Genomic DNA, 26,133 nt, shown 5'->3' on the forward strand with positions numbered 1-26,133 from the left:
TCAACTGATTAAATGCTGTGCCGCATCAAGCCTTTTCATAGGTGGGCGTCGTACCAATCACTCGCAAGGCGCAGGCCCTGACGGACGTCATATTCGGGCTCATAGCCCAACAGCGTGCGGGCTCTGGTGATGTCCGCCAAGGAATGGCGTACGTCTCCCGCCCGGAAATCGCGGTAGGTCGGTTTGGCTTCCGCCGCTTTGGGCTTGTGGCGGACGACTTCGTCACGGATAAGCCCGAAAAGTTCGTTGAGTGTGGTCCGCTGGCCGAAGGCCACATTGTAGACGAGGTTCCGGGCCTCTTCCGCGGCATAGGACGCCAGCAGGTTCGCCTGCACCACATTGTCGATGTAGCAGAAGTCGCGGGACGTTTCGCCATCCCCGTTGACGTATACGGCGTCCCCCTTCGTCAGGGCGGCGAACCATTGGGGGATTACCGCCGCGTACGCGCCGTACGGGTCCTGACGTTGGCCGAACACGTTGAAGTAGCGCAGGCCGATGGTCTTGAAGCCATAACTGCGCGCGAAAACCTCGGCGTAGAGCTCGTTCACGTACTTGGTCACGGCGTAGGGCGAAAGGGGCTTGCCGATGCGGTCTTCCTGCTTCGGCAGGTTGGGCTCGTCGCCGTAGGTGGAGCTCGAAGCCGCATAGACGAAACTCTTTACCCCGCAGTCACGGGCCGCGACGAGCATGTTGAGGAACCCGTCAATGTTGCAGCCGTTGGTCATGATCGGGTTTTCGATGGAGCGGGGCACGGAGCCGAGCGCCGCTTCATGCAGGACGTGCTCGACGCCTTGGCAGGCTTGGCGGCAGGTTTCGAGGTCGCGGATGTCTCCCTCTATGAAGCGGAAGCGCTCCCACTGCTCCGGGGTGACCAGTTCCCGCACCATGTCCAGATTGTGCTGATACCCGGTGAGGAAGTTGTCGAGGCCCACGACGCGCTGCCCGTGCGACAACAGCGTCTGCAACAGGTTGGAACCTATGAAGCCCGCCACGCCGGTGACGAGCCATGTGCTCGGTTCTCGTTCGATGTGTTGAAGAAGTTCGGTATAGTTGGACATCAATGGCTCCAAAGGAAAGGGTTCGGGGCTTGCCCCCCTGAAGCCGGAAGTGTAGCCGCGCCGTCCTCCACTGTAAAGCATGGCCCCCGCAATACATCCGCTTCCCTGATGCCTTTTGGAATATTTCAACTGGTATTTTGAGTTGTTCCGGCGCCGTGCCCACTGAACCTGTGCATGTCTCCCCTCCGCCCGTATTTTGTCTTTCAAGGCACTCCGTGATAAGCTCACCACGTTCATGATTTTTTGGGGAAGGTTCCATTTCCTTTTTGCCCGCTCTATGAGGACGGCTGTGAGTACATATCAAACTTTTTCCACTGACGAGAAACCGCTTTCCATCCTGGATATACGGGATGCCAAAAACCGGCGGAAGCTGGCTATGGTCACCGCGTACGACACGCCCTCGGCCCGTATTGTGGATCGGGCCGGGGTCGATATGGTGCTGGTGGGCGATTCCCTCGGTATGGTCATGCTCGGGCGCAATGACACCCTGTCGGTCACTTTGGACGAAATGATCCATCATTGCCGCGCGGTTGTGCAGGGAATGCATCGCGCCCTCGTCGTGGCGGACATGCCGTTCATGACGTATGAGCCGGGGCCTGATGCGGCGCTTTCCAACGCGGCGCGTCTTGTCCGGGAAAGCGGCGTCAGAGCCGTCAAGCTCGAAGGCGCTTTTCTGCCCCAGATCCGCGCGCTGGTGGGCGCGGGCATCCCCGTCATGGGGCACATCGGCCTGACGCCCCAGCGGGCCGCACAGCTTGGAGGCTTCAAGGTGCAGGGCAAGCGCGCCGAAGCCGCACAATCGTTGCTTGATGAGGCGGCGGCGCTCGAAGAAGCCGGATGTTTCGCCATCGTGCTTGAGGCCATTCCCGCGCCTCTCGCGGCGGCGATTACGGCCCGGCTTTCCATTCCCACCATCGGCATAGGGGCGGGGGCCGATTGTGACGGGCAGGTGCTCGTCCTGCACGACATGCTTGGGCTGTACAGCGGGTTTACGCCGCGTTTCGTCAAGCGGTATGCCGAACTGGGTACCCTGATGGAGCAGGCCGTGCGGGATTATGCCGAAGAGGTACGCAGCGGGGCGTTCCCCACTCCGGCGCACAGCTTCAGTATGGATGAGGAAGAGCGCGCCCGGTTGGAAAATCGGCTGCGCGAAGCCGAGTAACATTTTCTTCCTGTTATGGAGATGGGAAAGACGATGCAGATCATTCATTCCCCGGAAGCGTTGCATTCCGTGTGTGCCGAGTGGCGGCGTCAGGGGCTGAAAACGGCCCTTGTGCCTACAATGGGGTATTACCACGCCGGGCACGCCAGCCTGATTTCCTATGCCCGTTCGGTGGCCGACAAGGTGATCGTCAGCCTTTTCGTCAATCCGACGCAGTTCGGCCCCAACGAGGATCTGGAAGCGTATCCGCGCGATTTTGAAAAAGACTCCGCGCTGGCCCGCGAGCTGGGCGTGGACGTGCTCTATGCCCCCGATCCGGCAGGCATGTATGCGCCCGATCACGCCACATGGGTGGAAGTGCCCGCGCTTGCCGGCACCCTGTGCGGCCTCAGCCGCCCCGTCCACTTCCGGGGCGTGTGCACGGTGGTCTTGAAACTGTTCATGCTGGCCCAGCCCAGCCTTGCCGTATTCGGCGAGAAGGATTGGCAGCAGCTCGCCATCATCAAGAAGATGGTTTCCGATCTGAACGTGCCTGTGGAGGTCGTCGGGCGGCCCATCGTACGGGAAGCCGACGGGCTGGCCCTCAGCTCCCGCAATGTTTACCTGACGCCCGAAGAGCGCGCCCAAGCCCCGCAGATCCGCAAGTCGCTCGAAATGGCCGCCGGGCTCGCCGCCGGAGGGGAACGCGACGCCGCCAGAATCATTGAGGCCGTCCGTGGCTATCTGGCCGAGCATCTCCCCACAGGGCAGGAGGATTACATCTCCATCGTCGATCCCGCCGCCCTGACCAAGGTTGATCGCATTGGGGACGCGGCTTTGTGCGCGCTTGCCGTCCGTCTTGGCAAGGCGAGGCTGATTGACAATATGTTGTTGAAGGTTGGGGAGTGAAGATGAATCGGGGGAGGGGAGAGGAAACCTTTCTGAGGAAAGGTTTCCTCTCCCCTCCCCCGAACCCCCTCCCTTCTCCTTCCAAAGACTTTTGACCTTATCGAATCCCTGTTCGGAGAATGGGGAGGCAAGGAAGTTTTTTTGTCTTGGCTGTGTTATAGAAAATGGTTGACGCTTTTTTCCTTGAAGTTCCAAAGGGATGACCGGCAAAATGCCTTAGCCGCAGCTCCCGCCAAGGGGAAAACCGGAAAAAAGGCTGCATTTTTCAACGCACTGTGGAGATGAGAAACAACCGCATATAACAGGGCCTTTGTCTTTCTTGTCCGTGCAAAAAAGAAGCGTTTTGGGGCCTCTCTTTTTCTTGAAAACGTATTTTTTGAAGTGGTTACGTTAAAAACACTCAACTTTTTTCTCCGCAGCCGGAAAAGCTGGGAAAAGGGATTCGATAAAGGCGAAAGTCTTGGGAGTGGGGGATGGGGTTTGGGGAAGGGGGAGAACCTTTCTCCAGAAAGGTTCTCCCCCTTCCCCAATCTTCCTCTTCCTCCTCTTCTCCCTATCCCCCAAAAAGGAACGCCATGAACCCGTTGATCTGGCAAAAACGACTGAGGCCGCTGCTGACGCCGGTTTCGTTGCTGTACCGCCGCATACTCGCCGCGCGCAGGGCAAAATGGGAAAGCGAAGGCTCGCCCGCGTTCCGGCCCGCGTGCCCGTGCGTTTCCGTGGGGAACATCGCATGGGGCGGGACGGGCAAAACGCCCGTGGTGGATTGGCTGCTCGGCTGGAGCGAGGCGCGGGGCCTGCGGGCGGCGGTGCTGTCGCGGGGGTATAAGGCACGGCCCCCGGAATTGCCGCTGCATGTGTCGCCGTTGCGGACGCCGGGGGAGGCGGGGGACGAACCGCTTATGCTGGCGCTTGAGCACCCGTCCGCTGCTGTGATGGTGGACCCGGATCGCAGGCGTTCGGGACGCTGGGCGGAGGAACGGCTGGGCCCGGATTTGTTCGTGCTGGACGACGGTTTCCAGCATGTGAAGGTGCGGCGCGATCTCGATATCGTCCTTCTGCGGCCCGACGATCTGGGCGACGGCTGGGGCCGCGTGATCCCCGCCGGGGCATGGCGCGAAGGCCCGGAAGCGCTGGAGCGGGCCGATGTTTTCATGATCAAGTGCCCGCCGGAAGCATGGGAGGGCCTGCGCCCGGCCTGCGAACGGCGCCTTGCCGGGTTCCGGCGGCCGCTGTTCGGTTTTTCGCTGCGCCCGGTTTCATTGCACAGGATCGGGGCGGACGAGTGCCGGGATGCCGAAGCGTTTGCCGGGAAGCCGTATGCGCTGGCGACGGGCGTGGGCGATCCGGCGCAGGTGCGGGAAACGGTAGCCCGGTTCATGGGCCGCGAGCCCGCCGAATATATCGTTTACCCCGATCACCATGCCTATACGCCGGAAGACGCGGCAAAGCTGGAGGGGCTCGGCATGTCCGTCATCTGCACCGGAAAGGACGCCGTGAAGCTGCGGGAACTGGGGCTGGCGGATGCATGGGCGCTGCGGGTTGAAGCGGCCTTCGGGCCCGCGCTGTGGGCCGAGGCCGCTTTCCCGCATTGGCTGGATGCGTGGGCGGAGCGCAAGGGGCTTTTCTAGCCGTTGCGCTTCACCAGAGCCTTGCCCAACTCAAAGGCTTTTTGACAGTCGATGGGGAACTGCCGTTCCCGCTGGCGGGCCTTGTCGGGTTCCGAGAAACGATCGGCCTTGTATTTGCTGTAGTCGCTGAATTGGTATGTGTCGTTCACATAGAGGATTTCGGGCTTGGAGAATACCCTCTGAATGAAAGACTCCATGCTCTGGAAGCTCTCCGTGTAGTGGCTCTCAAGCATGACTTGGTAGGGCACGTTCATGGTGTAGACGAACGCCGTGGGCATCCGTTTCGGGGACAGCGCGGAATAGTCGGCGTCGTAGACGAAATATTGGAAGAGCAGCCTTTCAAAGAACATTCGCATCTTGCCGGTAATGCTGTGGAAATAGACGGGCGAGCCGAAGATGATGCCGTCCGCTTCGGCAAGGCGCTCCAGAATCGGCGTCAAACCGTCCCGGACGGCGCATTTGCCGTAGCTTTTCCCGCCGAGGCGCTTGCACTCGAAACAGCTCACGCAGCCGGAAAAGTCATGGCTGTAGAGATGGATCAGTTCCGTTTGCGCCAGCGGATCGGCCGCCTTCACGCCTTCAAGGGCTTTGTTCAGGATGGTTGCGGTGTTGTGGGTTTTCCTGGGGCTTCCGTTGATGGCATAATACGTCATGGGGTTCTCCTTGGGTTTGGGGCCGGGGCTCCGGCCCGATGCATCCAGAGTATTGGGAAACGGCTGCGAAAAAACAAGTACGCAGTTTTTCCTGCCCTGCACTGTTTGATAAGATGTTGTTTTGAAAAAAGTTATAGGAAGGTTGTTGTCATGGGCGGAAAAGGGCGTACCGGATACAGCACGGAGCTTCCCCATGCGAACATATACACCGTGCCGTGCCCGATCATCCATGCGCTGAACCTGATCGGCGGCAAATGGAAACTGCCGGTGCTCTGGCATTTGTTCGATGCGGAATCCGTCCGCTACAACGAGCTGAAACGGAGCGTCGTCGGCATCACGAACATCATGCTGACCCAGTGCCTGAGGGAACTGGAAGCCGCCGGGCTTGTGCGCAGGGACGATTTCGGCGAAGTCCCCCCACGGGTGGAGTATTCATTGACCGGGCCGGGCCGGGAATTGCTCCCGGCGCTGCGCGAACTGTACAAATGGGGCGAGAAGCAGCTTGCCCGCACCGCCGAGGCCGATCCGCCTTCGGACTGAGCCGTTATCGCCGCATTCTCACGCATTGCCAGCCCGTTTTATCTGGGCCATACTCATCCATGCCTTTTTTCCGTCCCGATTCCGCCACCCTGCAAAGGCCCCTCCGGGCGGCCCGGTTCCGCATCGTGCCCCGGCCTGACGCCCGCTTGTATAAAAGTTCGAGGAGGTGGGGCGTGGAGTTCGGGGAGCGGGAAGAAGCCCTTCTTCTGAATGGGTTTTCCTTCCGCTCCCCCGATTCCTCTTCCCCTTCCTTCCCACATCCAAAAAGGTTTTCCTATGAAAAAACATCCCCGCCAGCGCGGGTATTTTGCTGATACCGTCCGAAAGGGCACTTCCAATCCGGCCCGGCCCGGCAAAAAGAACGCCCGCCGCACGGACGTCGAACAGGCGTTTGTGAGCGTCCCCGGCGGGTTGGACGTTGAGGAGGTGCTGGGGCTGATGGGCAAAATCCGCCATCCCGTGCGCCTCGATGATCTGATCCGTTTCCTTGATTTGTCCCGGCGGGACAAGAAGCCGCTTGAGAGCCTGCTCGACGCCCTGCAGGCCGAAGGCCGGGTCATCCGGCTTCGCGGCGGCAAGTGGGTGGAGGCGTCGCAGGCCCGGATTGTAACCGGCGTGCTGTCCATCCAGCGCTCCGGGGCTGGGTTCGTGACCCCGGACGCGGTGCAGGAATCGGCCGAGGACGCCCCGAAGCCCGTCGACGGCGGCAAGCGCGACCGTGTGGAATCCCGGCTGCAACCCGATATTTTTATCCATCCCGGCTTTTTGGGCGACGCGTGGCACGGCGACCGCGTGGAAGTGGCCCTGCAGCCGTCCCCGCAGCACCGGGGCGGCAAGATGCGGAACCCGGAAGGACGGATCATCCGCGTGCTCGAACGCCGCCAGAAGGAACTGGCCGTCCACGCCACCCGGAACCAGACGCCGCGCGGCGTCCTGTGCCGCCCGGCTGATCCCCGGCTCGATTTCCTGCTTGACGTGGACGTTTCCGCGTTGAAGGCCGCGCCGAAAATCGGGGAACTGCTGCTGGTCACGCCGGAAGAGAAGGTCGAGGACGGCCTCTGGCGGGGCACGGCCCGCGTATCGCTCGGGCTTGAGGAAGACGCGATGGTGCAGGAGCGCCTGACCAAGCTGAACCACGAAATCCCGCTGGACTTCCCGCCCAACGTGCTGGCCGAGGCCGCCGAGCTGGAAAAGCGCGCGGCGGAAGGCGCGGCGGATTTGGGAGGGCTGAAACCGCTCGGCAGCGTGGAGGACGCGCTGCCCATCGACCGGGTTTCAAAGGCATCCACGTCGAAACGGCAGGATCTGCGCGGCGTGCCGTTCGTAACCATCGACGGCGAGGACGCCCGCGATTTTGACGACGCGGTGTATGTCCGGCGGCTTCCCGGCGCGCCCGACGGCGCAGCATGGGAGCTGTGGGTCGCCATCGCGGACGTGGGCCATTTCGTGCTGCCGGGTTCGCGGCTGGATCGGGAAGCCCGTGAGCGCGGCAATTCCTACTATTTCCCGGCCTCCGTGGAACCCATGCTGCCCGAAGTGTTGTCCAACGGCCTGTGCAGCCTGCGCCCCGACGAGGATCGGCTGGTCATGGCGGCACGGATAGGGTTCGACGAGCGGGGCATCCCGCGCACGTCGGCGTTTTTTCCGGGCGTGATCCGGTCGCGGGGGCGGCTCACCTACGAAGGCGTGCAGGAGGCGCTGGATCACGGCGGCGGGCTGGCGGTGCGGCATCCGTATTTGAAGGACGCCGAAGCGCTGGCGCACCTTCTGCTCGAACGGCGTCAGGCGCGGGGGAGCCTTGATTTCGATCTGCCGGAAGCGCAGTTCATCGTGAACCGCTCCACCGGGGAAGTGGAGGACATCAAGCGGCGCGTCCGGCTGTTCGCGCACCGGCTGATCGAAGAATTCATGCTGGCGGCGAACGAGGCCGTGGCCCGCTTCCTCACGGAGAAGGGCACGCCGTTCCCGTACCGCATCCATCCCGCGCCCGATCCGGATCGGCTGTCCACGCTGTTCCGCACGCTGGCGTCCACGGATCTCGCCCAGAGCGATCTCCTGACCCTCAAGCGGGGCGAAAGGCCTTCGCCCTCGCGCCTTCGGGACATCCTGGCACAGGCCGGCGGCACGCCGCAGGAGTACCTTGTGGGGCGGCTCGTGCTGCGCTCCATGATGCAGGCCCGGTACTCCCCGGAAGCGGGCGAGCATTTCGGGCTGGCTTCCCCCTGCTATTGCCATTTCACGTCACCCATCCGGCGCTACGCCGACCTGCTGGTGCACCGGGCGCTGGCCTTTGCGCTCGGCGCGGCGCAGGGGCCGATCCTCGCCGGGCACAAGCTGCTCATGGCGGCGGATCAGTGCAATGCCCGTGAGCGCGCCGCGGCCGAGGCCGAGCGGGAAATCGCCCGCCGCCTTGGGTGCCTCCTGCTGCGGGAGCGCACCGGCGAGACGTTCACCGGCGTCATTTCCGGGGTGACGGAGTTCGGCTTTTTCGTGGAGTTCGACGAGATGCCCGTCGAGGGCATGGTGCGGCTCACGGCGTTCCGCGACGACTGGTTCGAGTACGATCCTGATCGGCAGGAGCTCATCGGCGTGGGCACGGGGCGGCGCTTCCGTCTGGGGCAGGCCGTCACCGTGCGGCTGACCGACGTGCATATCGGGCGGCTTGAGGTGAACCTTGAGCTGGAAGGGGCTACAGGTACGGCGAAAAGAGCCAGCTCGCGGCGTTCCGCAGGCGGCAGGGAAGCGCCGGGTAGGTCGTCGGGACGGAAACGGAACGGCTTCGTACCTCGTCATAAAAGGCGCTGAGCTGTTCCGCCAGCCGGAGATCCAGCACTTCCATGACCAGCTCAAAGTTGAGGTTGAGGCTGCGGGGGTCGAGGTTGGCGGAGCCGAGCAGGGTATATTCGCCGTCGATGAGCAGGAGCTTGGTGTGGGCGAAGGGCGGGGGCTGGCGGTAAATCTTCACGCCCCTGTCCGCCAGCATGGGCATCTGGTGGCGCATGGCCCAGTCCACAAGGCGGTGGTTGTTCTCATCGGGCAGGATGACGCTCACGTCCACGCCGCGCAGGACTGCGCTTACCAGCTCGCCGTGCAGACGGTGCGGCGGCAGGAAGTACGGGCTCATGATCCGCACGGAATGCCGCGCCGCCGAAATCTGGGCGCAGACGAGATCGAGGATGGTGTCCTCAGGCGTGCCGGGGCCGTCCATGAGGATACGGCAGAGCGAACTTCCCTGTTTTTTCACGGGATGCACGGTAAAGTTCGCGTGTCCCCCGGTGGCGAAGCTCCAGTCCATGAGGAAGGCGATTTCAAGCTGCTGCGCGATGGGGCCGAGGCAGCGGAAATGCACGTCCTGCACCCGTGAACGGCGTTTCAGGTTGACGAGGTGGTTCTGTGAAATGTTCATGCCGCCGGTGAAGCCGGTTTCGCCGTCGCAGATCAGGACTTTGCGGTGCGTCCGCAGGTTGATGGAAAACTGGGGCGGGATGAGGCGCGGCGGCAGGAAGTAGGCGAGCTTGACGTCCGGGCCGAGGCGCTTGCGCCAGCCCGGCCACAGGTGGAAGGAGCCCACGCCGTCCATGAGCAGGCGCACGTCGCAGCCGCGTTCGGCCGCGGCGCGCAGGGCGGCGGCGAAGCTCTTGCCCACTTCGTCGTAACCGAAAATGAAGCTCGACAGGAAGACCCGTTCCCTGGCCTCGCTGATGGCTTTGAGCATGACCGGATAGGCGGCCTCGCCGTTGTGCAGCACGGTGAGGCTGTTGCCTTCGATCATGCAGCGCCCGGTGATGCTGGAACCCGGATTGACGAGGTAGTGCCATGCGTGCGGGACTTCGTCCTTGTCGATGAAGCCTTCCGGCTTTTCCGTCAGCGATTTGCCGTGCAGATCCACAAGGCCGCCTATGACCTTCCGGGCGGCTTTTTCCATAAGCCGGACGGCTTGGCTGTCGATCCGGGCGATCCCGAACAGCCAGTACAGCGGCAGCCCGACCGGGGGCATAAAGAGGATGATGGCGATCCAGCCGAGGGCCGACCGGGAATCACGCTTGTGCAGCAGGGCATGGCAGGCGCTGTAGATGGCGAACCCGTGCACGATGGCCACGAGTACCAGCAGGATCACCGTATTCGGGACGAAGATCAGGCACGTCACGGCCAGCAGTGCGAGCAGGAGGGAGATGTAGAGCATAGGTGGACGTGGAGGAGGGCCTCTCTTGGAATCTCCGGCCCCGGCCCTGCTCCGAATCTGCTGGGGGCGAGGAGATGCGGCAGGCCTTCCTGCCCTGTATGGGACGCCGGGGGATGTTCCCGCTGAAAGGCGCGTGGGTGCCGGCGGAGGGAACCCTTTCCCGGAGGGGGGCTTTCCCCTGCTCCCCAAAAACGCCAGGCACGGGCTTTTCAGGATCCCTGCCCAAACCCTTTGGGCGGATTCCTCAGAAACACCCGGCACGGGGCCGCCCTTTCCTTATCCTAGGGCGTGTCGTCGTTTTTTGAATATAACTATTTGAAAATCATTCAAAATATTTTTATGGCTTGAAAAATAGTTAAATAACTTCAGTCGATTATATTAGATTGGCGACACGGCCTAAGGCTGTGCCATAACAACCGGTTGATGTTTTATTTCTTAACATTCCAAGGGAACAATCAATAACATCCCTAAGTATGGAGCCATCAGCGGAAAAAGCGAAGAAAAAGCCCGTATTTTTCGCCATACTGGGGAGATCAAACAGCCGCCTGCCATGACAGGGCCCGCCCTAAAGGGTGGATGTGCCGAATTTCGTCCGCAGTACGCTTTGGAATGGGGTGCCGCTTGGGTGGGCATCCCCGCAGGCTGCAAAAAAAACTCCGCGTGCGGAGCTGCGTCCGTATAGGCAACGGGGGTAAGGGCAGCAATGGCGGAACCCTCCGCCGTGCGGAACGGCGGCCGAAACAGCCCCGAACAGGGGCTTTTCTTTTATGAAAAGGCGCTGTTATAGTTTATGGTTGTTTCATCTCCACAGTACGGTGAAAATACAGCCTTTTTCTCCGGTTTTCCCCTTGGCGGGAGCCGCGGATAAGACATTTTGTCGGTTATCCCTTTGGAGCTTCAAGGAAAAAAGCATCAACCGTTTTCTATAACACAGCCTATGAAAAACCTCCGTGTACGGAGCGGCGGCCCCATGCTTCTGAAAAAGGACGGCGTGCCGCCGCATTTCCGGCTTCCCAACGCAGGGGCTTCATCAGAGCGGCGTTCCCGCGTCCGGGAGCCGTGGGAACGGAAAGGGGCCCTTTCGGGAAAGGGCCTCCCTTTTCAGCCTGTGTATCCGGCAGTACGCCGGAAGCTCTTTACCGCACGACGAGCACGGGAACCTTGGCGAGGGTGAGCACCTTATGGGTGACGCTGCCGAGGAGAAGCCCCTCGATGTCGCTGCGGCCGCGGGAGCCCATGACGATCAGGTCGCACTTCATGTCTTCGGCGGTTTCGATGATGCCTTCGGCGGTGGAGGTATGGAGAACAATCTTTTCGCGGCAGGCGATGTTGTCCTTGGCGATGACGTCCATGACGGGCTGGGTGATGAGGTTGGCGTCGGTCTTGACGGCTTCTTCGGCTTCCCTGCGCGCATCGCCGCCGATGACGTTGGGGATGGGGGGGAGAACCGTAGCGACGACGATTTCGCCGCCTTCACGGACAAGGCTGACCGCGTGGGCCACGGCGTGCATGGAGTGTTCGGAACCATCGACGGGCAAGAGGATGCGGTTGTAGGCCATACGTGCTCCTTGATATTGACGCTGATGCGTCTGTTTGAAGGGATCGCAGCATATGTTACACGGGCCGAAACGAAGTGACAAGGCTTCTATTCGGCGGGCGGGAATACTGCGAAAACGGTGCGGATACGCTGGAACGCCGCATGGTTGCGGCGGCATGGAGAGCCCGTTTCGTCCCCGGCCTCAGATTGACAATAACGCCCCGCCAGAGTACATTTATCCATTCCATTTTTATATCCCACATTTATGGCCTCCGGTGTGCGCGACCTCCCGGAGCGTCTTTGTCCTCAGGAGGGCACGATGTCCAAAATTTTGAGCAAAGGCCTGACCTTCGATGATGTGTTGTTGGTGCCCGCCTATTCTGAAGTCACGCCGGATATGGTGGACGTGACCGCTTGGCTGACCCCGTCCATCTCCCTGAACATTCCGCTGGTTTCCGCCGCGATGGATACCGTGACCGAGTCCGCGATGGCCATTTCGCTGGCCCGCGCCGGCGGCATCGGCATCGTGCACAAGAATATGAGCATCGAGCGTCAGAAGCTGGAGATCGAAAAGGTCAAGAAGTCCGAAAGCGGCATGATCATCGATCCCATTACCGTTGAGCCCGACGACACCGTCGAGCACGCGCTGGATCTCATGCACGCCTACCGCGTGTCCGGCCTGCCAGTGGTTCGGGAAAAGAAGCTGGTCGGCATCCTGACCAACCGCGACGTCCGTTTTGTTGAAGATCTCTCCGGCACCAAGGTTCGGGACGTCATGACCAGCGAAAATCTGATCACCGTCCCCACCGGAACCACGCTTGAGGAAGCCAAGCACCACCTGCACACCCACCGCATCGAAAAGCTGCTGGTGGTCGACGAAAAGGGCGAGCTTGCCGGGCTCCTCACCATGAAGGACATCGACAAGGTTCAGAAATACCCCAACGCCTGTAAGGACAGCAAGGGCCGCCTGCGCGTCGGCGCGGCCATCGGCGTGGGGCCGGAAGGCGAAAAGCGCGCCGCCGCCCTCATCGCCGCGGGCGTTGACGTGCTCGTGCTCGACTCCGCGCACGGCCACTCCAAGAACATTTTGGATGCCGTGTCCGCCATCAAGGGCGCGTTCCCGGATTGCCAGCTCGTCGCGGGCAACGTGGCGACCTATGAAGGCGCCCGCGCCATGCTGAAGGCCGGCGCCGACACCGTGAAGGTGGGCATCGGGCCCGGCTCCATCTGCACCACGCGCGTCGTCGCCGGCGTAGGCGTGCCGCAGGTCACCGCCATCATGGAATGTTCCCGCGCCGCCCGCGAAATGGACCGCTGCTGTATCGGCGACGGCGGCATCAAGTTCTCCGGCGACGTGGTCAAGGCCCTCTCCGCCGGTGCGAACTCCGTCATGATCGGCAGCCTGCTCGCGGGCACTGAGGAAAGCCCGGGCGAAACCATCCTTTATCAGGGCCGTACCTACAAGATTTATCGCGGCATGGGCTCCATCGACGCCATGAAGGAAGGCAGCTCCGACCGCTACTTCCAGCAGAAGAGCAAGAAGCTTGTCCCCGAAGGCATCGTGGGCCGCGTGCCCTTCCGCGGTTTGGCCAGCGAAACCATCTATCAGCTTGTGGGCGGCGTCCGTTCCGGCATGGGCTACTGCGGCGCGGCGACCATTCAGGAACTCTTTGAAAAATCCCAGATGGTGGAAATCTCCGCCGCGGGCCTGCGTGAAAGCCACGTCCATGACGTCATCATCACCAAGGAAGCCCCCAACTATCGCGTGGACAACGCGTAAGCCCCCTTTCGGCGGGGAGGCCCCTCCCCGCCGCCTTCCCGGAGCCACGGGATTCTCATTGACACGGACAGAGTCTGAGACAACGCTGTTTCTCGAACAAAAGGACATACGATGCCCAGTAAAGTTATCATCATAGACTACGGCTCTCAGGTTACCCAGCTCATTGCCCGCCGGGTGCGCGAAGCCGGCGTCTATTCCGAAATCCATCCCTGCGTCGTCACCGCCGAGCAGGTGAAAGCCATGCAGCCTTCCGCGATCATCCTGTCGGGCGGCCCCGCAAGTGTGGGGGAAAAGGACGCCCCCGCTCTGGACAAGGGCTTCCTTGAGCTCGGCGTGCCGGTTCTCGGCATCTGCTACGGCATGCAGCTTCTGGCCTTCAACCTCGGCGGCGGGCTGGAGCAGTCCGAAACCCGCGAGTACGGCCCGGCCGATTTGCGGTTCGTTCGTTCCTGCGCCCTGTGGGACGGCATCGATCTGACCAAGCTTTCCCGCGTGTGGATGTCCCACGGCGACACCGTGAAGACGCCCCCTGCGGGGTTCGTCGTCACCGGCAGCACCGACACGCTCGAAGTGGCGGCTATGGCTGACGAGGCCCGCAAGATCTACGCCGTGCAGTTCCACCCCGAAGTGCACCACTCCGTGGACGGCGACACCATGCTCCGCAACTTCCTGTTCAAGATCGCCAAGATCACGCCGGACTGGACGATGTCCTCCTTTGTGGAGCGCGTGGTCAACGAAGTGCGCGAAACCGTGGGCGACGGGCATGTGGTCTGCGCGCTCTCCGGCGGCGTGGACTCCACCGTGGTCGCCGTGCTGCTGCACAAGGCCATCGGCAAGAACCTGCACTGCATCTTTGTGGACAACGGCGTGCTCCGCTCCGGCGAAGGTGACGAGGTCGTCAACTACCTGCGCGAGCATTTCGATCTGAACCTCAAGCTGGTGAACGCGCAGGATCGTTTCCTCGATCTGCTCGCCGGGGTCGAAGACCCGGAAAAGAAGCGCAAGATCATCGGCCACACCTTCATCGACGTCTTCGATGAAGAGGCGCGCGCCATCGGCAACGTGGAATGGCTGGCTCAGGGGACCCTCTATCCCGACGTGATCGAGTCCGTGTCCCACAAGGGGCCGAGCGCGGTCATCAAGAGCCACCACAACGTGGGCGGCTTGCCGGAAAAGATGAACATGAAGCTCATCGAGCCGCTGCGTGAACTGTTCAAGGATGAGGTGCGTCAGGTGGGCGCGGAGCTCGGCATGCCCGAATCCGTCATCTGGCGTCAGCCGTTCCCCGGGCCCGGCCTCGCCATCCGCGTGATCGGCGAAGTGACCCGCGAGCGGCTGGACATCCTCCGCAAGGCCGACGCCATCGTGCAGCAGGAACTGCGTGATGCCGGCTGGTATCGTAAGATTTGGCAGGGCTTCGCCGTGCTGCTCCCGTTGAAGACGGTGGGCGTCATGGGCGACGGGCGCACGTATGAGCATGTCATCGCCCTGCGCTGTGTGGACAGCGTGGACGCCATGACCGCCGACTGGGCACGTCTGCCGTATGATCTGCTGGAACGGATTTCCAGAAGGATCATCAATGAAGTCAAGGGAGTAAACCGTGTGGTGTACGACGTTTCCTCGAAGCCGCCGAGCACCATCGAATGGGAATAGCGAGGCGGTATCATGTTTGGTATTGGCGGTACAGAACTGCTGGTGATTCTCGTCGTAGCGCTGATTGTCCTTGGCCCTAAAAGCGTCCCTCAGATTGCACGGACGCTCGGCAGGGCCATGGGTGAATTCCGCAAGGTCTCTACGGAATTCCAGCGGACTCTGAATACGGAAATTGAGCTCGAAGAGCACGAAAAGCGCAAGCAGGAAGCGGAAAAGGAACTGTTCGGCACCGAACAGAAAACCACCGCGGCTGCGAAGCCCGCTGAAGCGGCTTCGCCCGCCGCCAAACCGGCCGCCGCGGCAACGGCAGCCGCCCCGACGGAAACCGGCGCTTCCGTAAAGGGTTAGGCATGACAGAACGCGAAGACAAGATCCCCGCCGCGCCCTCCGGTGCGGCGGAGGAACAGGAAATCTTGCTGGATTCCCCGATTGTGGAGTCCGAGGACGGGCCCGGGGCGGTAGACGCTCCGGGCGTCTCCGGTTCGGAGGAGCCGGGCGGGGCCGCCGCATCCGCCCCCGCGGCCGAAGAAGCCGTCGGGCCGGTTCTTCCGGTTGAGGATGCCGTTGCCGGGAACCCGGAAGCGGCGGCCTCCGCTGATGCCGACGTTCCGGCGGGGCTGCCCGGATTCCCCGAAGGTGCGTCGTCGGCTTGGCCGCAGGAGGGGACGCTGCCCGCGTCCGCCGCCGGCGGTGAGCCTCCGGCCCCCGTCGATCCTCCCTCCGCTGAGGAAGAGGGGCCGGAAGAAGAACGGCCCATGACCCTGCTGGAGCATCTTGGGGAACTGCGCAGGCGCCTTGTGCGCGGCTTTTTGGCTATCCTGATCGGCTTTTTCGCCTGTTACGGTTTCGCCCAGCAGTTGTTCTACTACCTTTCCCTGCCGCTCTTGAAGGTCATGCCCGCCGACTCCAAGTTTATTTATACGGGGGTTGCGGAAGGCTTCTTCGTCGACATGAAGGTCGCGTTCGTGGCCGGCGTGTTCGTGGCGTGCCCGTTCCTGTTCTATCAGATCTGGGCGTTCATCGCGCCGGGCCTGTACGAGGAGGAAAAGAAGTACATCATCCCGCTGGCCCTGTCTTCGGCGCTGTTCTTCATTTTGGGCGGGGTATTCTGTTATTTCGGGGTATTCCCGTTCGCTTTCGAGTTTTTCATGAGCTATTCGACCGACAACATCGTAGCGATGCTGTCGATCAACGAATACCTGAGCTTCGCGCTCAAGATGGTGCTGGCCTTCGGGCTCATTTTTGAAATGCCGCTGTTCAGCTTCTTCCTTGCGCGCATGGGGATCATCACCGCGCAGAAGATGCGGGACGTGCGCAAATACGCTGTCTTGGCCATTTTTGTCGTCGCCGCCATCCTGACGCCGCCGGATGTGTTCTCGCAGCTTATGATGGCGGGGCCCATGCTTGTGCTGTATGAAGTCAGCATCTGGGTGGCTGCGCTCGTGGGCAAGAAGAAGGTGGAGCGGGAAAAGGCGGCCGAGGAAGGTGGGGCATGATCCGTACCGGGCACGTCGCCAGAACTACGGCGGAAACCGACATCGATCTGGCCTTGCGTCTTGAAGGCAGCGGCAAAACGTCCGTCGCCACCGGGTTTGGCCTGCTTGACCACATGCTCACCCTGACGGCGTTCTGGGCCGGGTTCGATCTGTCCCTGACGTGTAAGGGCGATACGCATATCGATGCGCATCACTCCGCCGAGGACATCGCCCTTTGCCTCGGCCAGGCGTTCGCGCAAGCCGTGGGCGACAGGAAGGGCATTGCCCGTGTGGGGTTCGCCCGTGTGCCGATGGATGAGGCGCTGGCCGAAGTGACGCTTGATATTTCCGGGCGCCCGTGGCTGGAGTGGCGGGGCGACGAGCTGCTGCCGCCCGTGCTTGCGGGCGAGGAACGCGACGTCTGGCGCGAATTCTATAAGAGTTTTGCCGCCGCCGCCCGCATGAACGTGCATGTCGCGTTCCTGTACGGCAGGAACGGGCATCATTTGTTGGAATCCGCGGCTAAGGGGTTGGGGCTTGCCTTGGCTCAGGCCGTTTCCCTCACCGGTAACGTGGTGCGGAGCACCAAAGGGAGTCTCGACTGATGAGCAGACTGACCCGCCGTTTTTTCTGCCTCGCGGTTTTGGCCGTGTCCATATCCCTGCTTGCGGCCTGTCAGAAGATGACGCCCGACGCTCCCGATCTTCCCGACTTGAAGGTCGGCGTCGTCGGCGTGGAACAGCCCAAGGGGACGACGGATTTGCTTGCGGGATTCATCCCTGAGGATCGCGTGCTGGCCTCGGATCAGGCTGTGGCCACGTTCAATGAAGAACTCATGAAGCTTTTGAAGGCCACGACGCACCGTTCGTATGTGTTCATCCCCAAGGCCGGGGGCGCGGATCCCCGCGAACGCAATGGCGCGCTGGCCTATTGGGCCAAGATCGGGAAGGACATGGGCGTGGATCTGCTCATCGTCCCGCAAATCCTCGACTGGCGTGAACGGGCCGGGAGCAGCGCGGGGGTGACGACGTCCGCCGCCGTGAATATCGACTTTTACCTGATCGACGTGCGCGAACCCGGCGGCGCCTTGGTGTCCCGTTCCCACTTCAAGGAAAAGCAGGTCGGCCTGAGCGACAACCTGATGAACTTCGATACGTTCTTCAAGCGCGGCGCCAAGTGGCTCACGGCGCAGGAGCTGGCGATGGAAGGGATGCAGAAGATGATCAAGGAGTTCGGTCTATGATCCTCTTTCCCGCGGTGGATATCAAAGGGGGGCAGGCCGTGCGCCTCAGGCGCGGGCGTGCCGACGACTCCACGGTCTTTTCCGACGATCCGGTTGCGGCGGCGCTGCAATGGCAGGAGCAGGGCGCGAAGTTCCTGCATCTTGTGGATCTGGACGGCGCGTTTGAAGGCGTGTCGCCGAATACGGATCTGGTGCGCCGGATTTGTGAAGCCCTTTCCATCCCGGTACAGCTTGGCGGCGGCATCCGTGACGAGGAAACCGCCCATCGCTGGCTTGATGCGGGGGTGGCCCGGCTGATCATCGGGACGTTGGCTCTGGAAGATCCCGCCCGTTTCGCGGCGCTGTGCCGTGCCTGTCCCGGCCGCATCGGCGTTTCGCTGGATGCGGAAAACGGACGCCTGAAGACCCGCGGCTGGGTGGGGGATACGCCGTATACGGTGGATGACGTGGTTCCCCGTCTGGCTGAAGACGGCGCGGCGTTCCTTGTTTATACGGACATTGAGCGCGACGGGATGCAGACCGGCGTGAACGTGCCCGCCCTGACGCATCTGGCCCGGACGAGCAAGGTGCCGGTGATTGCCGCCGGAGGCGTCGCCACGTTGGATGACGTGAAGGCGCTGTATCCGTTGTCGGTATCCGCGAACCTTGAAGGCGCAATCAGCGGACGGGCCATTTACGAGGGCACGCTGGATCTGCGCGAGGCCATGAGCTGGATCGCCGCGCAGGAGCGGTAGTTTTCATGTGATGAAGGGAGGGGGGCTTTCTGAAAAGGGGAAGCCCCCCTCATGGTTTTCTCTTTTCTCTCTCTCTCTCTCTCTCTCTCTCTCTCTCTTCCCCACGCCCTTTAGGTCATATTGTTAATTATATAATAGATTGAAATAATTAAACTATTTTTTAAAGTTACAAAAATATTATTTTAAATAATTTCAAATAGTTATATACTGAATGACGCCACGGCCTCGCCCTCCCTCAAGGTTTTGGGAGTTGTCGAATCCCTGTTTGGTAAGGCGCTGAAAGGGAAAACGTGTACGGGCCTTTCGTTTTGGGGAGAGGGGCTGTTTGGGAAGGGCAAACATTCCGTAAAGCTCTGACATAGGATGTGGTTGTTTTATTTTACAATATGGTGAAAATACAGATTTTTTATCTAGTTTTTGGGGCAGGATCTGTGGTTGAGGCATTTTATTGATTATTCCCGTGGGATTTCAAGAAATAAAGCAACAACCATTTCCTATGATACAGCCTTCCGTAAAAATGGCGGTGAAGAAGGCGTATCTTTTAGGGGAGCTTTGGAGGCTGTTTTTGGGGAGTGCGAAAAAAACGGTTGACTTTCATTCCAAGGTTCGCTAAAGACTTCCTCACGCATGGGGTTGTAGCTCAGTTGGGAGAGCGCTTGAATGGCATTCAAGAGGTCGTCAGTTCAATTCTGTCCAGCTCCACCAGATTTCAAGGGTTCGTAGTGATACGAACCCTTTCTTTTTGTGCGCCGTCATGGAATGCGGCGGTCGCATCGCCGTATCCTATGAAGATACGGCCTTTTTCTCCAGCTTTTCCGCAGAAAAGAGAGCTGGCTAAGGTGTGTTGCTGCATTTCCTTGGAAGGCCGTGCCTCAGGAAACGGTTGATGCTTTATCCTTGACGTTCCAAAGGGATAACCAGCAAAGTGCCTCAGCCATAGGGCCCGCCAACGGAAACATTGGAGAAAAAGGTCGTATTTTCCATCATGCTGTGGGGATGGGACAAGCATATCCTCCCATATGGCAGGGCCAAAATAAAAGGCTCTGTCATAGTATGTAGTTGCTTCATCTCAATAGTACGGTGAAAATACAGCCTTTTCTCTCCGGTTTTCTTCTTGGCGGAATACAGGGCTAAGGTATTTTGTCGGTTATCCCTTTGGAACTTCAAGGAAAAAAGCATCAACCATTTTCTATGGCACAGCCTTGGGAAAAAGTTTGCCGAGACCGCTTGACTTTGGGGGCCAGTTCCTATAGAAGCCTTCTCACGCATGGGGTTGTAGCTCAGTTGGGAGAGCGCTTGAATGGCATTCAAGAGGTCGTCAGTTCAATTCTGTCCAGCTCCACCAGATTTTTAAAGCTGATTCAAGTGTTGAATCAGCTTTTTTTATTGCACGGAGATGCACAAGGGAGTCACCGGATTTTCCGTTTGGCTCTGTCAGAGTACATGGTTGCTTTGTTTCAGCAATATACTGAAAATATATGCTTTTTCTCCAAGTATTCCGCTGGCGGGCTCTGTGATTGGGGGATTTTATTGGTTATTCCTTTGGAATTTCAAGGAAATAAAGCATCAACCGTTTTCTATGATACAGCCTTCCGTTTTGGCTTGTCGTCTCGGCCCGAAGAGGGGAAGGCGCGCGATGAAGGCCTTCTGGTTTTTATATGATAAAAGGTAAGGGCCCTGTCATGGCATGTAGTTGTTTCATCTCCTCAGTGTGGTGAAAATACAGCCTTTTCCTTCAGTTTCCCCCTTGGTGGAATCCATAGCCAAGGCATTTTGCCGGTTCTTCCTTTGGAGTTTCAAGGGAAAGGGCATCAACCATTTTCTATGGCACAGCCAAAGGCAAAAGGCCCGTGATGTTCGGGCCTTTTCTTTTGATGTGGAAGGGGCAGGGGGTGCTTCCCCTGCTTATTCTCCGAAGCGGGGTACGCGGAAATGGCAGCCGCCTCTGCCCGTACGGGCCGCAAAATCCTGATGGTACGCTTCGGCGGGGTAAAAGGCGGAGGCCGGGAGCAGTTCGGTGGCCACCGCATAGCCGCGTTCCCTGAGCTTTTCCATGAGGGAAAGGGCTGTGGCTTTCTGCCGCTCATCTTTGTAGAAAATCGCTGAACGGTATTGTGTGCCGACATCCGGGCCCTGCCTGTTGATTTGGGCAGGATCATGGATTTCAAAGAACAGGCGGGCGAGTTCCTCGAAAGAAACCTTTGCCGGATCGTAGGTTACGCGAACCGCTTCGGCGTGTCCGGTTCTGCCCGTGCAGACCTGTTCATAGGTGGGGTTCGGCACCGTGCCGCCCGTATAGCCAGACTCCGCATCACGGACGCCGGGGACGGACTGGAAAGCGTCCTCCACCCCCCAGAAGCAGCCGCCCGCGAAGATGGCCTCCTCCGTGCATTCCGATGTTTTTTCCGGTATGAATTCAAGCGACAAGGAATTGACGCAATGACGCGTATTTTTGGGGGTGAAGCGTTCGCCTTCAAAAACATGCCCCAGATGGGCGTTGCAGGCGGCGCAGACGATTTCCGTCCGGTGGCCGTCCGGATCGGGGCGGCGGAGCACGGAACCGGGCACGGCATCGTCAAAGGACGGCCAGCCGCACCCGGAATCGAACTTGTCGCCGGAGCGGTAAAGCGCAGCGCCGCAGCGCCGGCAGGCATAGGTGCCGTCGGCCTTATGGTTCCAGTAGCGCCCGCTGAACGGGGGTTCCGTAGCGCCGTGGGCGATGACTTGTTCTTCGTCGGGGGTGAGGGGTCGCATGGTGCCTCCTTGTGTTGTCAGCATATATGATACAGGTATAATCCCTGAGCGGAAAGACAATGATGCCTTTTGCCGGGCCCGTTGAGGGCCTGTTCACATGGACAAAGAATAAATATGATTTTTACATATGGTTATCCTGAATTTTGAGCGATGCTGAATGTTCCTTCCAACCAGCTTTAGCCATTGGAAAAACTCGGTATGGTGTGAACACGCCCCAAGGAGGGCACAACCTTTTGTTTCGGAGAAAGTATGGTCTCTGCCGCCGTTCGTACCTTTGCGAGGGGCATTCCTTGGAATCTCTTTTTGCTGACCCTTGGGTGCGGCCTGTTCGCACTCGGCGTGAAAGCCATCGCCATTCCCCATATGTTCATTTCCGGCGGCGTGTTCGGGACGGCGCTTCTGATCAATTACATGACGGAAACCCTGAGCCCGGCCGTGTGGAATGTGCTGCTCAACGTCCCCATATTCATTGCGGGCTGGCTGTTCGTGGGGCGGCGCTTTTTCCTGTACAGCCTGTACGGGCTGGCGGTGGTCTCCGTGGCCACGCAGTATCTGGAGATGTCCATCAACATCACCGATCCGATCCTTGCGAGCATCGCCGCGGGCTGCATCTGCGGGCTTGGGCTCGGCATCGTCCTGCATTCCATCGGCTGCGATGGCGGGCTGACCATTATTTCCATCGCCCTGCACAAGCGGTACGGCATCAGCGTCGGGCAATTCAGCCTGCTGTACAACATCACGCTGTTTGTACTGGCCTTTTCCATGTATAACCCGGACAGCATGCTGTATTCGCTGATCATGATTTTTGTGTACTCCAAGGTGATGGACTACGTTTCGACCATCTTCAACCAGCGGAAAATGGTGCTGATCATTTCCACGCAGCACGCCGCGATCCGTGAGGACATCCTGACGCATCTGCACCGGGGGGCCACGCTCCTGTCCGGTTCCGGCGGCTTTACCGGCCAACAGCGGCCCGTGCTGCTGACCGTCGTGCAAAACTACCAGATCCGGCTGTTGGAAGAGCTTATTTTCCGACACGACAAGCAGGCGTTCGTCATCATCGAGAACACGCTGAACGTCCTCGGCAAGGGGTTTTCCTGCGTCAAGGAATATAAATGAAGGAATGCGCCTCGCCTGTCGCGGAGCCCGTTTTGAAGGGGCTTCGCCGATTTCCTCCGGCGGGGCTTTCTGGTATCTGAGGAACAGCGCGCCGGAATATCCGGCACGTAATCCGACACCTTCAACCGTGGAGAACCGCCATGTCCGAAGAACAACAGGTACGCCTGAACGTACATACCGAGAAAATGGGCACTTCCTACGCCAATGCCTTTCAGGTTCGTTATTCGCAGGATGACGTGCTGGTTTCCTTTGGCGTCAGCCTGACCGATCCTTCCTCCGAGCCGGGCGTGAAGGGCGTCGTCACCGCCGACATGCTGGAGCGTATCGCCATGACGCCCCGTACGGCCAAACGCCTGACGCTGACCCTTATCCAAAGCCTCCGTGAATATGAGGCCCGTTTCGGTGAAATCGCCGTCGAGGAGAAGGCTCCCGAAGGGCAATAGCCCGTCTGGTGAGGAATGCTGTTGGAAGAAAAGGCTGTGCCATAGGAAACGGGTGATGCGTTTTTTTTGAAAGGCTCTGTCAGGGAATGTGGTTGTTTCAACTCCACAATATGGTGAAAAGAGAGGCTTTTTCCCTCACTTTCCCGCTGACGGATTCTATGGTTGGGGGATTTTGTTGGGTATTCCCTTGGCGTTTCAAGAAATAAGGCATCAATCATTTCCTATGGCACAGCCTTTTGAAATTGGCTCTGTTAGAGTATGTGGTTGTTTCAACTTCACAGTGCGGTGAAAAGAGGGGCTTTTTCCCTCACTTTCCCGCTGACGGACTCTATGGTTGGGGGATTTTGTTGGGTATTCCCTTGGCGTTTCAAGAAATAAGGCATCAATCATTTCCTATGGCACAGCCTTTTGAAATTGGCTCTGTTAGAGTATGTGGTTGTTTCAACTCCACAGTGCGGTGAAAAGTATAGCCTTTTTTCCCGTTTTCCCCTTGGCGGGATTCACGGCTAAGGCTTTTTTCCGGTTATCGCTTTGGAGTTTCAAGGAAAAAAGCATCAACCATTTTCTATAACACGGCCTTGAAATTCCAAAGGAATAACCAATAAAGCGCCTCAGCTATGGAGCCCTTTGGTGCGAAATTAGAGAAAAAGGATGTATTTTCACCATGTTGTGAAAAACAACCACATTCCATGACGGAACCAAAGAAAAAAGGCCGGAAGTATCTGGCCTTTTGGGGATCATGGGACAGCAAAGGGTTGATTTTTCTTTCTTGAAGCCCCAAAGGGATAGCCGCCAAATGCCTCAGTCATGGGCCCGCCGACGGAAAACTGGATAAACGGGCTGTACTTTCACCATACAGTGGCAATGAAGCCGCCGCATCCTATGACAAGTCCTTTTGGGATGCCTTGCGCAAAAAAAAGAGAGGCGCGGCGGTGGAGCTTATGCGGGCCTCTCCATGACGAGCAAAAGGCGTATGCACATGGGGGCGTTGCGCGGGGAGCTGACGCATGTGTCCAAGTTGTGAATCGCCATAAGTACAAAAAGATATGAGGTATATTCGTATCGTCCGCCTCGGAGGGCTTGCGTTTTGCAATCCATCCGGCTGGTGATGCCTTCCTAGAGGGGGAGTCTGCCGGTATGGGGGATTTCCGGGCTCCGAACACGGTGTTTTTTGCCCCTTCGCTTTTCATTTTGCAGGAAAAAGGCGGGCCGGTTCCCATGCGTTTTGCAACGCATGATTGCATTATGTAATGATCTCGCGCGTGCTTGTTTTTTTAACACTATAAAATCATTGGCTATACATTTTGGCACACCCCTTGGATACTGGCTCTTGAAATCCTGCGGGCCGGAAGCACTGCCGTCCCGCGCCACATTCAAGGAGCTTGTCATGGATTGGTTTGATTTTGTTGGCCTTGCCTGCGCGGTAGGCCTTTTTGCATATATGCTGTACGCGCTGTTCAAGCCGGAACGGTTTTAGGAGGACGGCATGATCCTGCGAGACCTGTTGCAGCTTGTCCTGTTCATTTGCCTTCTGGCGGCGCTCAGCCCGCTGTTGGGGCGTTATGTCCATCAGGTTTTTTCCGGCCGCCGCACCTTCCTGCATCCCGTCCTGGGGCCGGTGGAGCGGGGCGTCTATACGCTGTCCGGCATCCATCCCGACGAAAAACAAACGTGGGGCCAGTACGCCGTCAGCGTCATCGGGTTTTCCCTTGCGGGGTTCCTGCTCACATTCGGGGTGCTGCTTTTCCAGGATAAGCTGCCGTTGAATCCGCAGGGCTTCCCCGGCCTTTCTTGGCATTTGGCCTTGAATACGGCGGTCAGCTTCCTGACGAATACGAACTGGCAGTCCTACGGCGGGGAAACCACCGTGAGCCATTTTTCGCAGATGGTGGCCCTGACGTATCAGAATTTCGTTTCCGCAGGCGTCGGCATCGCCGTGTGCGCCGCGGTCGTGCGCGGCATCGCCCGCAACGAATCTTCGTCCATCGGCAACTTCTGGGCCGATCTCGTGCGCATCACGCTGTACGTGTTGTTGCCTTTGAGCATCATCGGGGCGCTGCTCATGCTTTGGCAGGGCATGGTTCAGAATTTCGACGCGGGCGTTACCGCGGCCACGCTTGAGGGCGGGAAGCAGTTCATCGCCACTGGGCCCGTCGCGTCGCAGATTCCAATCAAGCTGCTCGGAACCAACGGGGGCGGCTTCTTCAATGTGAACGCCGCGCATCCTTTTGAAAACCCCACGGCGCTGTCCAGCTTCCTCCAGTCTTTCTACATCCTGATCATCCCGAGCGCGCTGGTGTTTTTCCTTGGGGAGGCCGTAGGCAGCCGCCGCCACGCGTGGACGGTCTGGGCCGTCATGCTGGCCCTGTTCATCGGCGGCGTGCTGTGGATCTATTTCAGCGAACTGTACGGCACGCACCTCCTGCAGCAGGCTGCCGGCGGGGCCGTGCCCAACATGGAAGGCAAGGAAGTCCGGTTCGGCGTGTTCGGCACTTCGCTGTTCGCAACGGCGACCACGGACGCCTCCTGCGGCGCGGTCAACGCCATGCACGACAGCCTGACGCCGCTCGGCGGTATGCTGGTGCTGTTCAACATGCTGCTCGGCGAGATCATCTACGGCGGCGTCGGTTCCGGCCTGTACGGCATGGTCCTGTTCATCCTGCTGACCGTGTTCATCGCCGGCCTGATGGTGGGCCGCACCCCCGACTATCTCGGCAAGCGTATCGAAGGCCGGGAGATCACATGGTGCATGGTGGCGCTGCTGGCCTGCGCCACGCCGATCCTGTGCTTCTCCGCCGTGGCGGCGGTGAGTTCGTGGGGGACGGGCGCACTGAACAATGCCGGGGCGCATGGCCTTTCCGAAATCCTTTATGCCTTCACGTCCGGCGCACAGAACAACGGGAGCGCCTTTGCGGGGCTTTCCGCCAACGTGCCCGTATGGAACGTCCTGCTGGCCCTCGCCATGTTCATTGGCCGCTTTGGGGTGATGCTGTCCATGCTCGTGGTGGCGGGTTCCCTCGCCGCGCGCAAGAAGCGTCCGCTTTCGGATTCCTCCTTCCCTGTGGAAGGGCCTACCTTCGGCCTCTTGCTGCTTGGAATCATCTTCATCGTGGGCGCGCTGACCTATTTGCCCGCCCTGTCCCTCGGCCCCATCGTGGAACAGTTCCAGATGATGCGGGGAATGATGTTTTAAGGGCGGCGAAGGGAACACCAACTGATTGATTCAATCCGAGCCTGCTGGGAATAGGGCAGGCACAGGGCCGAAGGGGGCCGGGGGAAC

The 26,133-nt window shown here is 59.7% G+C and carries 23 protein-coding genes and 2 tRNA genes; 19 read left to right on the forward strand and 6 right to left on the reverse strand.

Going from position 1 to position 26,133, the window contains the following annotated elements:
- Positions 1 to 35: 35 nt before the first annotated feature.
- Positions 36 to 1,058, reverse strand: coding sequence for an NAD-dependent epimerase/dehydratase family protein (locus AC6I1V_RS11745; protein WP_486853972.1), 1,023 nt, complete (start codon positions 1,056 to 1,058; stop codon positions 36 to 38).
- A 277-nt stretch (positions 1,059 to 1,335) separates the two neighbouring features.
- Between AC6I1V_RS11745 and panB the strand changes: the two genes are divergently transcribed.
- The 3 genes from panB (at position 1,336) to lpxK (ending at position 4,739) form a co-directional block, all read left to right on the forward strand.
- Positions 1,336 to 2,220 carry a 3-methyl-2-oxobutanoate hydroxymethyltransferase gene (gene panB, locus AC6I1V_RS11750; protein WP_486853973.1) on the forward strand — a complete coding sequence of 295 codons (885 nt, stop codon included), beginning with the start codon at positions 1,336 to 1,338 and terminating at the stop codon, positions 2,218 to 2,220.
- Positions 2,221 to 2,253: 33 nt separating this feature from the next.
- Positions 2,254 to 3,108, forward strand: a complete 855-nt coding sequence (gene panC / locus AC6I1V_RS11755) for a pantoate--beta-alanine ligase (protein WP_308771080.1) — start codon at positions 2,254 to 2,256, stop codon at positions 3,106 to 3,108.
- A gap of 575 nt (positions 3,109 to 3,683) precedes the next feature.
- Positions 3,684 to 4,739 (forward strand): tetraacyldisaccharide 4'-kinase, encoded by a 1,056-nt coding sequence (gene lpxK, locus AC6I1V_RS11760; RefSeq protein WP_486853974.1) that lies wholly within the window; start codon positions 3,684 to 3,686, stop codon positions 4,737 to 4,739.
- On the opposite strand, the gene AC6I1V_RS11765 is transcribed toward lpxK, so the two are convergent.
- Positions 4,736 to 5,392 (reverse strand): flavodoxin family protein, encoded by a 657-nt coding sequence (locus tag AC6I1V_RS11765; protein WP_308770666.1) that lies wholly within the window; start codon positions 5,390 to 5,392, stop codon positions 4,736 to 4,738. The two genes, lpxK and AC6I1V_RS11765, sit on opposite strands and share 4 nt — an antisense overlap.
- Before the next feature lie 150 nt (positions 5,393 to 5,542).
- Here AC6I1V_RS11765 and AC6I1V_RS11770 point away from each other — a divergent pair, with 150 nt between their 5' ends.
- Together AC6I1V_RS11770 and AC6I1V_RS11775 are read left to right on the forward strand one after the other, a co-directional pair.
- The gene (locus AC6I1V_RS11770; protein WP_337431348.1) at positions 5,543 to 5,932 is read left to right on the forward strand and encodes a winged helix-turn-helix transcriptional regulator; all 390 of its coding nucleotides are present in this window, start codon (positions 5,543 to 5,545) and stop codon (positions 5,930 to 5,932) included.
- Between the two features lie 276 nt (positions 5,933 to 6,208).
- A complete protein-coding gene (locus tag AC6I1V_RS11775; RefSeq protein ID WP_486853975.1) occupies positions 6,209 to 8,737 on the forward strand; it encodes a ribonuclease R family protein in 2,529 nt (842 codons plus the stop codon).
- Here the strand turns inward: AC6I1V_RS11775 and AC6I1V_RS11780 are convergent.
- From AC6I1V_RS11780 to AC6I1V_RS11790, 3 genes are all read right to left on the reverse strand, one after another.
- Positions 8,622 to 10,115 (reverse strand): phospholipase D-like domain-containing protein, encoded by a 1,494-nt coding sequence (locus tag AC6I1V_RS11780; protein WP_486853976.1) that lies wholly within the window; start codon positions 10,113 to 10,115, stop codon positions 8,622 to 8,624. The two genes, AC6I1V_RS11775 and AC6I1V_RS11780, sit on opposite strands and share 116 nt — an antisense overlap.
- A 1,136-nt stretch (positions 10,116 to 11,251) precedes the next feature.
- Complete coding sequence (locus AC6I1V_RS11785) at positions 11,252 to 11,674, reverse strand: universal stress protein (RefSeq protein WP_302553204.1); 423 nt, start codon at positions 11,672 to 11,674, stop codon at positions 11,252 to 11,254.
- A gap of 86 nt (positions 11,675 to 11,760) precedes the next feature.
- Positions 11,761 to 11,895 carry a hypothetical protein gene (locus AC6I1V_RS11790; RefSeq protein WP_486853977.1) on the reverse strand — a complete coding sequence of 45 codons (135 nt, stop codon included), beginning with the start codon at positions 11,893 to 11,895 and terminating at the stop codon, positions 11,761 to 11,763.
- Positions 11,896 to 11,971: 76 nt separating this feature from the next.
- Between AC6I1V_RS11790 and guaB the strand changes: the two genes are divergently transcribed.
- The 10 genes from guaB (at position 11,972) to AC6I1V_RS11840 (ending at position 20,199) form a co-directional block, all read left to right on the forward strand.
- Positions 11,972 to 13,432, forward strand: a complete 1,461-nt coding sequence (gene guaB / locus AC6I1V_RS11795) for an IMP dehydrogenase (RefSeq protein WP_302553201.1) — start codon at positions 11,972 to 11,974, stop codon at positions 13,430 to 13,432.
- Positions 13,433 to 13,543: 111 nt separating this feature from the next.
- Complete coding sequence (gene guaA / locus AC6I1V_RS11800; RefSeq protein ID WP_302553200.1) at positions 13,544 to 15,085, forward strand: glutamine-hydrolyzing GMP synthase; 1,542 nt, start codon at positions 13,544 to 13,546, stop codon at positions 15,083 to 15,085.
- Positions 15,086 to 15,097: 12 nt separating this feature from the next.
- Positions 15,098 to 15,433: a Sec-independent protein translocase protein TatB gene (gene tatB / locus AC6I1V_RS11805; RefSeq protein WP_302553199.1), complete on the forward strand. Its 336-nt coding sequence runs from the start codon at positions 15,098 to 15,100 to the stop codon at positions 15,431 to 15,433.
- Positions 15,434 to 15,840: 407 nt separating this feature from the next.
- A complete protein-coding gene (gene tatC, locus AC6I1V_RS11810; protein WP_479859302.1) occupies positions 15,841 to 16,581 on the forward strand; it encodes a twin-arginine translocase subunit TatC in 741 nt (246 codons plus the stop codon).
- Complete coding sequence (locus AC6I1V_RS11815; protein WP_302553197.1) at positions 16,578 to 17,165, forward strand: imidazoleglycerol-phosphate dehydratase; 588 nt, start codon at positions 16,578 to 16,580, stop codon at positions 17,163 to 17,165. The genes tatC and AC6I1V_RS11815 overlap by 4 nt, the downstream gene beginning before the upstream one ends.
- Positions 17,165 to 17,803 carry a nucleoid-structuring protein H-NS gene (locus AC6I1V_RS11820; RefSeq protein WP_308770672.1) on the forward strand — a complete coding sequence of 213 codons (639 nt, stop codon included), beginning with the start codon at positions 17,165 to 17,167 and terminating at the stop codon, positions 17,801 to 17,803. Before AC6I1V_RS11815 ends, AC6I1V_RS11820 begins: the two co-directional genes overlap by 1 nt.
- Positions 17,800 to 18,537 carry a 1-(5-phosphoribosyl)-5-[(5-phosphoribosylamino)methylideneamino]imidazole-4-carboxamide isomerase gene (gene hisA / locus AC6I1V_RS11825; RefSeq protein ID WP_486849287.1) on the forward strand — a complete coding sequence of 246 codons (738 nt, stop codon included), beginning with the start codon at positions 17,800 to 17,802 and terminating at the stop codon, positions 18,535 to 18,537. Before AC6I1V_RS11820 ends, hisA begins: the two co-directional genes overlap by 4 nt.
- Positions 18,538 to 19,166: 629 nt before the next feature.
- Positions 19,167 to 19,242: transfer RNA gene (locus AC6I1V_RS11830), tRNA-Ala, on the forward strand.
- Between the two features lie 564 nt (positions 19,243 to 19,806).
- Positions 19,807 to 19,882: transfer RNA gene (locus AC6I1V_RS11835), tRNA-Ala, on the forward strand.
- 20 nt (positions 19,883 to 19,902) lie between these two features.
- Positions 19,903 to 20,199: a hypothetical protein gene (locus AC6I1V_RS11840; protein WP_486854534.1), complete on the forward strand. Its 297-nt coding sequence runs from the start codon at positions 19,903 to 19,905 to the stop codon at positions 20,197 to 20,199.
- Positions 20,200 to 20,442: 243 nt separating this feature from the next.
- Here AC6I1V_RS11840 and AC6I1V_RS11845 read toward each other — a convergent pair whose 3' ends face one another.
- Positions 20,443 to 21,291, reverse strand: a complete 849-nt coding sequence (locus AC6I1V_RS11845; protein ID WP_308770947.1) for a bifunctional methionine sulfoxide reductase B/A protein — start codon at positions 21,289 to 21,291, stop codon at positions 20,443 to 20,445.
- 249 nt (positions 21,292 to 21,540) lie between these two features.
- Here AC6I1V_RS11845 and AC6I1V_RS11850 point away from each other — a divergent pair, with 249 nt between their 5' ends.
- From AC6I1V_RS11850 to kdpA, 4 genes are all read left to right on the forward strand, one after another.
- Positions 21,541 to 22,410, forward strand: coding sequence for a YitT family protein (locus AC6I1V_RS11850; protein ID WP_302551765.1), 870 nt, complete (start codon positions 21,541 to 21,543; stop codon positions 22,408 to 22,410).
- A gap of 140 nt (positions 22,411 to 22,550) precedes the next feature.
- Positions 22,551 to 22,853 carry a DUF3467 domain-containing protein gene (locus tag AC6I1V_RS11855; RefSeq protein ID WP_308770948.1) on the forward strand — a complete coding sequence of 101 codons (303 nt, stop codon included), beginning with the start codon at positions 22,551 to 22,553 and terminating at the stop codon, positions 22,851 to 22,853.
- Positions 22,854 to 24,240: 1,387 nt separating this feature from the next.
- On the forward strand, positions 24,241 to 24,330 hold the full coding sequence (gene kdpF / locus AC6I1V_RS11860) for a K(+)-transporting ATPase subunit F (RefSeq protein WP_302551767.1): 90 nt from the start codon (positions 24,241 to 24,243) through the stop codon (positions 24,328 to 24,330).
- A gap of 9 nt (positions 24,331 to 24,339) precedes the next feature.
- The gene (gene kdpA / locus AC6I1V_RS11865; RefSeq protein WP_308770949.1) at positions 24,340 to 26,046 is read left to right on the forward strand and encodes a potassium-transporting ATPase subunit KdpA; all 1,707 of its coding nucleotides are present in this window, start codon (positions 24,340 to 24,342) and stop codon (positions 26,044 to 26,046) included.
- Positions 26,047 to 26,133: the final 87 nt, after the last annotated feature.

This window comes from Bilophila sp. T19-St14, assembly GCF_059728385.1.

Coding starts and splice junctions, on each gene's coding strand:
- AC6I1V_RS11745 (WP_486853972.1), bottom strand. CDS start 1,058: ATGTCCAACTATACCGAACTTCTTCAACACATCGAACGAGAACCGAGC.
- panB (WP_486853973.1), top strand. CDS start 1,336: ATGAGGACGGCTGTGAGTACATATCAAACTTTTTCCACTGACGAGAAA.
- panC (WP_308771080.1), top strand. CDS start 2,254: ATGCAGATCATTCATTCCCCGGAAGCGTTGCATTCCGTGTGTGCCGAG.
- lpxK (WP_486853974.1), top strand. CDS start 3,684: ATGAACCCGTTGATCTGGCAAAAACGACTGAGGCCGCTGCTGACGCCG.
- AC6I1V_RS11765 (WP_308770666.1), bottom strand. CDS start 5,392: ATGACGTATTATGCCATCAACGGAAGCCCCAGGAAAACCCACAACACC.
- AC6I1V_RS11770 (WP_337431348.1), top strand. CDS start 5,543: ATGGGCGGAAAAGGGCGTACCGGATACAGCACGGAGCTTCCCCATGCG.
- AC6I1V_RS11775 (WP_486853975.1), top strand. CDS start 6,209: ATGAAAAAACATCCCCGCCAGCGCGGGTATTTTGCTGATACCGTCCGA.
- AC6I1V_RS11780 (WP_486853976.1), bottom strand. CDS start 10,115: ATGCTCTACATCTCCCTCCTGCTCGCACTGCTGGCCGTGACGTGCCTG.
- AC6I1V_RS11785 (WP_302553204.1), bottom strand. CDS start 11,674: ATGGCCTACAACCGCATCCTCTTGCCCGTCGATGGTTCCGAACACTCC.
- AC6I1V_RS11790 (WP_486853977.1), bottom strand. CDS start 11,895: ATGGATAAATGTACTCTGGCGGGGCGTTATTGTCAATCTGAGGCCGGG.
- guaB (WP_302553201.1), top strand. CDS start 11,972: ATGTCCAAAATTTTGAGCAAAGGCCTGACCTTCGATGATGTGTTGTTG.
- guaA (WP_302553200.1), top strand. CDS start 13,544: ATGCCCAGTAAAGTTATCATCATAGACTACGGCTCTCAGGTTACCCAG.
- tatB (WP_302553199.1), top strand. CDS start 15,098: ATGTTTGGTATTGGCGGTACAGAACTGCTGGTGATTCTCGTCGTAGCG.
- tatC (WP_479859302.1), top strand. CDS start 15,841: ATGACCCTGCTGGAGCATCTTGGGGAACTGCGCAGGCGCCTTGTGCGC.
- AC6I1V_RS11815 (WP_302553197.1), top strand. CDS start 16,578: ATGATCCGTACCGGGCACGTCGCCAGAACTACGGCGGAAACCGACATC.
- AC6I1V_RS11820 (WP_308770672.1), top strand. CDS start 17,165: ATGAGCAGACTGACCCGCCGTTTTTTCTGCCTCGCGGTTTTGGCCGTG.
- hisA (WP_486849287.1), top strand. CDS start 17,800: ATGATCCTCTTTCCCGCGGTGGATATCAAAGGGGGGCAGGCCGTGCGC.
- AC6I1V_RS11845 (WP_308770947.1), bottom strand. CDS start 21,291: ATGCGACCCCTCACCCCCGACGAAGAACAAGTCATCGCCCACGGCGCT.
- AC6I1V_RS11850 (WP_302551765.1), top strand. CDS start 21,541: ATGGTCTCTGCCGCCGTTCGTACCTTTGCGAGGGGCATTCCTTGGAAT.
- AC6I1V_RS11855 (WP_308770948.1), top strand. CDS start 22,551: ATGTCCGAAGAACAACAGGTACGCCTGAACGTACATACCGAGAAAATG.
- kdpF (WP_302551767.1), top strand. CDS start 24,241: ATGGATTGGTTTGATTTTGTTGGCCTTGCCTGCGCGGTAGGCCTTTTT.
- kdpA (WP_308770949.1), top strand. CDS start 24,340: ATGATCCTGCGAGACCTGTTGCAGCTTGTCCTGTTCATTTGCCTTCTG.